The 7,134-nt window shown below is 63.7% G+C and carries 6 protein-coding genes and 1 pseudogene; 5 read left to right on the top strand and 2 right to left on the bottom strand.

All coding sequences use genetic code 11. From position 1 onward, the window contains the following. Positions 1–235: cupin domain-containing protein (locus EN939_RS03100; protein WP_164750870.1), on the top strand; the 235-nt coding region annotated here is incomplete at its 5' end. Between the two features lie 189 nt (positions 236–424). Here the strand turns inward: EN939_RS03100 and EN939_RS03095 are convergent. Then, the gene (locus EN939_RS03095; protein ID WP_127266898.1) at positions 425–1,846 is read right to left on the bottom strand and encodes a coniferyl aldehyde dehydrogenase; all 1,422 of its coding nucleotides are present in this window, start codon (positions 1,844–1,846) and stop codon (positions 425–427) included. A gap of 393 nt (positions 1,847–2,239) precedes the next feature. Between EN939_RS03095 and EN939_RS03090 the strand changes: the two genes are divergently transcribed. Together EN939_RS03090 and EN939_RS03085 are read left to right on the top strand one after the other, a co-directional pair. Further along, positions 2,240–2,902 (top strand): sulfotransferase family protein, encoded by a 663-nt coding sequence (locus tag EN939_RS03090; protein ID WP_245456759.1) that lies wholly within the window; start codon positions 2,240–2,242, stop codon positions 2,900–2,902. Beyond that, a pseudogene (locus EN939_RS03085) lies at positions 2,902–4,072 on the top strand (RQC domain-containing protein). The gene EN939_RS03090 and the pseudogene EN939_RS03085 overlap by 1 nt, the downstream one beginning before the upstream one ends. A gap of 260 nt (positions 4,073–4,332) precedes the next feature. Here EN939_RS03085 and EN939_RS03080 read toward each other — a convergent pair. Beyond that, positions 4,333–5,229, bottom strand: a complete 897-nt coding sequence (locus EN939_RS03080; RefSeq protein ID WP_127266896.1) for a LysR family transcriptional regulator — start codon at positions 5,227–5,229, stop codon at positions 4,333–4,335. A 277-nt stretch (positions 5,230–5,506) separates the two neighbouring features. On the opposite strand from EN939_RS03080, the gene EN939_RS03075 reads away from it, so the two are divergent. Next, complete coding sequence (locus tag EN939_RS03075) at positions 5,507–6,241, top strand: SDR family NAD(P)-dependent oxidoreductase (RefSeq protein WP_127266895.1); 735 nt, start codon at positions 5,507–5,509, stop codon at positions 6,239–6,241. A 73-nt stretch (positions 6,242–6,314) separates the two neighbouring features. Further along, positions 6,315–6,914 (top strand): NADPH-dependent F420 reductase, encoded by a 600-nt coding sequence (locus EN939_RS03070; protein ID WP_127266894.1) that lies wholly within the window; start codon positions 6,315–6,317, stop codon positions 6,912–6,914. Positions 6,915–7,134 lie beyond the last annotated feature (220 nt).

Raw genomic sequence — 7,134 nt, 5'->3', positions numbered from 1 at the left:
GGTCGAATTCGGCTTCGACAAGGGTGGCGTCGGCGCCCTGCATTCGCACCCGCATGTCCAGGCAAGCTATGTCGCCGAAGGCCGCTTCGAGGTGACCATCGACGGTAGGACCGAAACCATCGAGACCGGCGGCAGCTTCATTGTGCCGTCCGGTCTGGTGCACGGCGTCAAGGCCCTGGAAGCAGGGCGGCTGGTCGACAGCTTCACGCCGCACCGGGCCGATTTCCTCGGCTAGCCAAGGGTAAGAGATCGAGCGGGAATGACCCGCACCCCGAAAGAGGCGCGGGTCTGTTGCCTGGGCGCTTGTGGCGCCGCGGTACTCAAGACATCACCGCAGGATGAGGACCCTGCCGCACCGTGGTGAAGATAGTCTTAATGCGCCGGCGCTGCATGGCACGACGAACCGGAGGCTGCGCTCGCTCGATCAGGTGATGTGACGCAGGAGGCTGAAGAGCCGCTCGAACGTCTTGCCGTAGGGCGGGCGCAACAAGGCTCCGGCGCTCAGCCGCGACTGTGTGAAAACCGGCTTCTCCTTGCTGAACGTCCGAAATCCCCACTCGCCGTGATAGGCGCCCATGCCGCTGGCGCCGACCCCGCCGAAAGGCTGGTTTTCCTGTACCAGATGCAGCATGCAGTCGTTGATGGTGACACCGCCGGCAATAGTCTCGTGCAGGATGCGTTGACGATTGCCGCTGTCGCGGCCGAACCAGTAGAGCGCCAGCGGGCGCTCCGCTCCGTTCACATCGGCAATCGCCTCGTCGATCCCGGTGTATTCTACGATGGGCAGCACCGGCCCAAAAATCTCCTCGCGCATCAGCCGCAGGTTTGCGCCGGCGTTGCGGACCAGAGTCGGCAGCAGCTTCCGGCTTTTGGCACCCAGCTCTTCGCCGGCCGGGTTGATTTCGGTGACATCGGCGCCTGCGTCACGCGCTTCAGTGATCATGTCGCGCAGGCGCTGGTGGTGCCGGTCGCTGATGATGGCGGTATAATCGGGGTTGTCGCGCAAGGTCGGGTAGAGCTTCGCGATCGCCGTTGCGAGCTTGACAGCGACCGTGCCTGCCTGCCCCTTCGGCACCAGCAGATAATCCGGCGCGATGCAGGTCTGCCCGGCATTCAAGAGCTTGCCATAGGCAATGCTGGATACCGCCGCATCGAGATCGCAGGACGGATCGAAGATTGCCGGCGACTTGCCGCCGAGTTCGAGCGTGACCGGGGTCAGGTTGGCGGCCGCGGCGATCGCGACCTGGCGTCCGACCGCGGTCGAGCCGGTGAACAGCAAATGATCGAAAGGCATCGACACGAAGGCCTTTCCCATCTCGGCATCGCCGGTGATGACGCTGAGCTCATCGGGTGCGAAATGCTCGGCAACGAGTTTGGCCAGCAGCACTGAGAATGCCGGGGTCAATTCGGAAGGTTTTATAAGCACGCGATTGCCGGCCGCGAGTGCCGCCGTGACCGGCGCGACAGCGAGTTGGAAAGGATAATTCCAGGGCGACACGATGCCGACGACGCCGAGCGGCTGCGGGACGAGGCGATTTCGGCCGGGCAGGAACGGCATGGTGGTGACAACGCGGCGTTCGCGCATCCAGCCCCTGACATGCGACAGCGCGTGGCGGATGCCGGCGCGCACGACGAACAGTTCCGCAAGGCGCGTCTCATGCGCGGAACGGCCGCCGAAGTCGGTGTCGATGGCGGTGCAGATGTCGGCTTCATGCCGCTCGGTCAGCGCCAGCAGGCGTTTCAGGCGATCCTTGCGGATGCCAAAGTTGGGGAAAGGCTGCGCCTCGAAGGCGGCGCGCTGCAGGTGGAACCGCTCGCCGAGAACATCCTGTCTGGTCTGCAGCATCGCATCCTCCCTGGCTAGCGGAGCCGAGCTTACATTGCTGGGTGAAGGAATCCAGCGAGGTAAAGGTGTTGCAAGGGAAGGCGCAGGCTGCAGGCGACCTGTTCCTGTTGTGGCACGATGACAGCTGCGCTAAGGCATGGTGCCCATGCAGAGAGTCGTTTTGACCGATTTCCCATCCTCTCCCATCCAGGAATTCCAGTCCGGTGTCTGCCTGATGCTGATATCGGCGACGAGTATCTTGGCCATGGACCCCAAGCGGCGCGTTTCGTGCCGGGCGGCCCTGCGGAATTGCGGATGAAGGGCGCTCACAGGCTTGAGGCTGCGTTTGGAGCGGCTGCGCGAAGGGTTGTGCGGGAGTTTCTGCGGTTCGTGCCGCTGTCTCTGAAACAGCGCATGCAAAAACGCACATACGCACGCGCGGCGCCCGCCAACAGAATTTTCATTTCGGGTTGCGCGCGCAGCGGCACGACGCTGACACAGCGGCTGATGAGGTGTTTCGAGGACATTTTCGTCCATCCGCCCGAAGCGCGATACACAATGCTGGACATGTTGGACCGGCCGGAATCGAACCTCGTCGTCAAGCGCGATGCGCGCGGTTTTGCGCATCTGGCGAAGCTCCCTCCCTCCATCGGCTTGATCTATTGCGTGCGCCATCCGTTCGACACGCTGACAAGTTCGCATCCGCAAACACGCAACGAGCGTCGGTTCCACGTCACGCCGCATCGCTGGCTGGCCGAATACGACGCGCTGACCCGGCTGAAGAAGGCACAACCGCACCGGCAGATACTCTTTGTCCGCTACGAAGACATGATCGGCGCGCCCGATGCGCAGCAGGACAGAATCGCGCAATCGTTCGGACTGACACCGCGCATTCGTTTCAGCGAGGATCCGAACAATCCGATCCGGGTGGCTTCGTTGAGAAAATGGGAACGGAATGAAGAATTCAGGACCTATCTCGGCGGTCTGCCCCCGGCATTTCTCGTCGGCGTCCGGCGTTTCTGCGCCGAGTTCGGCTATGACATGCCAATAAGCACGCCGACCGTGGACGCGCGGTAATGCGGGCACCGGCGGCCGTCGCGACAGAAGAGCGAGATCCCAAGCGGCGCGTGCTGAAGGACGTGTTCGGCTTCGATGATTTTCGCCCCGGCCAGGCCGATGTCATGGACGCGCTGCTGGCCGGGCGGCATGTCCTGGCCGTCATGCCGACGGGTGCGGGCAAATCGCTCTGCTACCAGGTCCCGGCACTTGTCCTGGGCGGGCTCACCATTGTCGTTTCGCCGTTGGTGGCGCTGATGCAGGATCAGGTCGCCGCCTTGCGGCTTGCCGGCGTGGCTGCCGATACGATCAATTCCTCGATCGACCGCGATGCCAATATCGCCGCATGGCGTCGCGTCGCCTCAGGCCAGACGCGCCTGCTCTATCTCGCGCCGGAGCGGCTGATGACCGAGCGGATGCTCGAGGCGCTGGCCAGGCTCGATGTCAGCCTGATCGCCGTCGACGAGGCGCATCGGCTATTGCGAGACGGCGCAGTGCCGTCGCCAGGTGCTGCTCGGCTATTTCGGCGAAGAAGCGCAGCCTTGCGGCAATTGCGACACCTGCCTCGACCAGGCGCCGCGCGCCGATGGCGGAGCGGAGGCGCGGATAATCCTGGCAGCCATCGCCCAGAGTGGCGAACGCTTCGGTGCCGGCCATGTCATCGACATCCTGCTCGGCCATGAAACCGAGAAGGTGCTTGCCAGGAACCACCAGAGGCTCACGAGTTTCGGCAGCGGTCTGGCGCACAAGAAGGATTTCTGGCTGTCGCTGATCCGGCAGCTCGTCGCAGGCGGGTTCCTGATGCCGGATCCGGCCGGTCATGGCGGCCTCGCCATCGCCGAAAAAGGCCATGCGCTTGGGCGTGGCGAGATGCCGTTCCATTATCGTGTCGAGGTGCGCAGCCGCGCCTTGCGCGGCAAGACGCGCTCCGGGCAGGATTTCGGGCAATCGGATGTGGACACCGGGCTGCTGGCCGCGCTGAAGACCTTGCGACTGCGGCTCGCCAAGGAGCGTCAGGTGCCGGCCTATGTGGTGTTTTCCGATCGCACCCTGATCGACATGGCCGAGCGCCGCCCGCACGACCTCGACGCCTTCGCTGAAGTGAATGGAGTTGGGGCGGCAAAGCTGAAGGAGTTCGGCCAGGTTTTTCTGAGTGCGATTGCCGAGCACCAATCCGATGGCTCGGCCTGAGGTCAGATCAGCGACTGGTCACGCGCTCTGAAGCATAGGGATCTTCGGAGAAGGCATCCGTTCCGAGAGCTTCTGTTCCGTCGCCGCCCATTCCTACATCGCCTATGCCCCCGACGAGACCGATCAGTTCAATGTTCTCTGGCCGGCCAGTCGACAGATCAGGTTGAGACCGAGGCGTTCATCGACTTCATGGCTGAGCATCTGCAACCGCAATAGGTGCCGCTGTCCGCTCATTCACCGCAGCGTCGACCCGCTGGGCGTCAGTCGCGCGATATGGATAGTCCCGTGAGAAGCGGAGCGTAGGCGGCGAGCCTGCGGGATATGAACTCCGTGAAGAGCCGCACGCGCTTCGTCTTGCGTGTCTCACCCTGGGTGAGAAGCCAGAGCGTTCCGTACATGTGCAGATCGGTGCCCGGCACCCTCACCAGCACGGGGTCGGCATCTCCGACGAAGCACGGCAGTGTCGTGATCCCGAGACCTTGCCGTACGGCAACGATCTGCGCCTCGGCGTCCGTGGTCCTGAATGGAACCCCCGTGGTGCGAACCTCACCCGCGTTGGCCCATTCCGGAATCCCATGAGCGCTTATGACGATCCACCGGATGGGATCAGCTGCGCCCGCACGCCACGCGGCCAGGCGATCGCGGGACATGTAAACGCCGCCGAACACCTCCGGTCCCTTCAGGCCGTGAAGATTGAGCGGCAGGGTTTTGCGGTCGTAGACGACGCGGATCGCCACGTCGGCCTCTCGGTTGGTCAGATTTGCCAGTTCGCCGGACGACAGGATTTCCATCTCGATGTCGCGATGCAGACTCGCGAAATCGGCGAAGTCCGGCATGAGCAGGTGTGTCGCGAGGGGGGGTGCCAGCGTCACCCGCAGAAGCCCGCGCACGCTCTGGTCGCGCCCGAAGACGCGCGTCTCCAGCTGGTGAGACGACGCTTCCATCTGGTTCGCGAGCTCGAGGACCTCCTCGCCCGCAGCCGTCAGGCGGTAGCCCGAAGGCAGCTTTTCGAACATTTGCGCCCCGAGGCGTTCCTCAAGCTGTGCGATGCGTCGCAGCACGGTCGAGTGATTCACCCCGAGCTGCGCGCCGGCAGCCCGCACCGAGCCTCCGCGTGCGACGGCTAGAAAGTAGCGAATGTCATCCCAGTCGATCATGGTGCAATCCGGCACCGCGCGGTGCGCCTTCCAAAGCCCGTATCTAGCACATCCTACAGCGGTAGGGGCGGGACATCATAGCTTATGTCGACAGGGGCGGCGCAATTCCGAATGGCGGACACGGATCGTCGCGGCGGGCGTCAGCCCTGAAAGCGGATCGATTTTGCACCACCGATGTGCGCGCTTCCGCACTCACCACCTGACCCCGACGGGCCCATCTAGAGGTCCTCGGGGCGTACCCCGAACGAGCAAAGACAGAAGCTGGAAGGATTGAGTCATGGGAAAACTGGACGGTAAGGTTGCGGTTATTACGGGTGGCGCCACCGGCATCGGCCGCGCCGCAGCGAAGCGCTTCATCGAGGAGGGCGCCTTCGTCTTCATCTTCGGCCGCCGGCAGGACGCGCTAGACGCCGCTGTGGCCGAACTCGGGCCCAATGCCCGCGCGGTGAAGGGCTCGGTCTCGGATGAGGCCGACCTCGATCGGCTCTATGCGGCGGTGAAGGCCGAGCGCGGAACCCTCGACATCATCTTCGCCAACGCCGGGGTGGGAAGCCTGCTTCCGCTCGGCAAGCTCACCGCCGAGCACATTGACGAAACCTTCAACACCAATGTGAAGGGTACGATTTTCACGGTCCAGAAGGCGCTGCCGCTGATGGGCGAGGGCGGTTCGATTATCCTGACCGGATCGAGCGCCGGCACCACGGGCGCGCCCGCATTCAGCGTCTATAGCGCGAGCAAGGCGGCCGTGCGCAACCTCGCGCGGACCTGGGCGGAAGACTTGAAAGGCACCGGCATCCGGGTAAACGTGCTGTCGCCCGGGCCGACGGCGACCGAACTCGCGAAGGCAGCGATAGGCGAGGAGGGCTTGAAGGCCTTCGCCTCGATGAATCCGCTTCAGCGGATGGCCGATCCAGCGGAGATCGGGGCGGCGGCTGCGTTTCTCGCGTCGCCCGACAGCAGCTTCATGACCGCCAGCGAGGTCGCCGTCGACGGGGGCTTGGCGCAAATCTGACCCGCTACGCCCCGCCGTTCATCCATTCGATATCCCGAGCCCGCAGGGCCTGGTAAACTGAAGGAGAATATACATGAGCTATGCAATTATCGGCTTCGGCAAGATCGGCCAGGCTCTTGCCAAGGCGTTTGCCCGCAACGGCATCGAAGTGTCCGTGGCAACCACGCGCGACCCGGAAAGCTTTGCATCAGCCGCGGCCGCGATCGGACCCACGATCATCCCGAAAACGCTGGCGGACGCGGTCAAGGCGGACATCATCTTTTTGGCTGTCCGCTTCGAATCGCACCCAGATGTCGCGAAGGCGCTGTCAAGCTGGGAAGGCAAGACGATCATCGACGCGACGAACGTGTTTCCAGTCTCCGAAGAACTGGACGGTCTGCCGTCCTCGGCCTTCGTCGCAAAGGCGTTCACCGGCGCCAAGCTCGTCAAAGGCTTCAATCACCTGATTGCGGCCACCCTGGCTGCCGATCCGATCGTCGAGGGCGGCCACCGGGTCGTCTTTCTTTCGAGCGACGACGAGGACGCGATCGCTCCCGTGGCGGTCTTGGCCAAACAACTCGGGTTCGCACCGGTCAAGCTGGGGAAGCTCAACGAGGGCGGCGCACTGGTGCACGCACGCGGCCGCACTTGGGGCCAGCTGATCTTCCAGGATCAGTTCAAGAAGGAGCAATAACGGATTTACCGTGCGCCGTCAGAGTGGCCGGTGTTCGACGCCGGCCACATCGTCAGCCGAGCGCGCAAAGCGACGCGCTTGAAAGCGGCTTACATTTGCCTGGGATCCTTCGGCCGGCAGGTGCCTGCCGCCCATGAATCGTAGTTGCAATAGCTGATGTCCCAGCCGGCATCGCGTCTTTTGGAAGTTACCTCACGACCGCCCGCGCGGATGGGTCCGA

Source organism: Mesorhizobium sp. M7A.F.Ca.CA.002.05.1.1 (genome assembly GCF_003998335.1).
In the GTDB taxonomy this organism is placed as follows: Bacteria; Pseudomonadota; Alphaproteobacteria; order Rhizobiales; family Rhizobiaceae; genus Mesorhizobium.
Note: the sequence above shows the minus strand (reverse complement) of the source record. Positions and strands in the feature narration are given on the sequence as shown.

What these genes read in the sequence shown, in the direction of transcription:
- EN939_RS03095 (WP_127266898.1), bottom strand. Translation starts at nt 1,846, where the DNA reads ATGCTGCAGACCAGACAGGATGTTCTCGGCGAGCGGTTCCACCTGCAG.
- EN939_RS03090 (WP_245456759.1), top strand. Translation starts at nt 2,240, where the DNA reads ATGCAAAAACGCACATACGCACGCGCGGCGCCCGCCAACAGAATTTTC.
- EN939_RS03080 (WP_127266896.1), bottom strand. Translation starts at nt 5,229, where the DNA reads ATGATCGACTGGGATGACATTCGCTACTTTCTAGCCGTCGCACGCGGA.
- EN939_RS03075 (WP_127266895.1), top strand. Translation starts at nt 5,507, where the DNA reads ATGGGAAAACTGGACGGTAAGGTTGCGGTTATTACGGGTGGCGCCACC.
- EN939_RS03070 (WP_127266894.1), top strand. Translation starts at nt 6,315, where the DNA reads ATGAGCTATGCAATTATCGGCTTCGGCAAGATCGGCCAGGCTCTTGCC.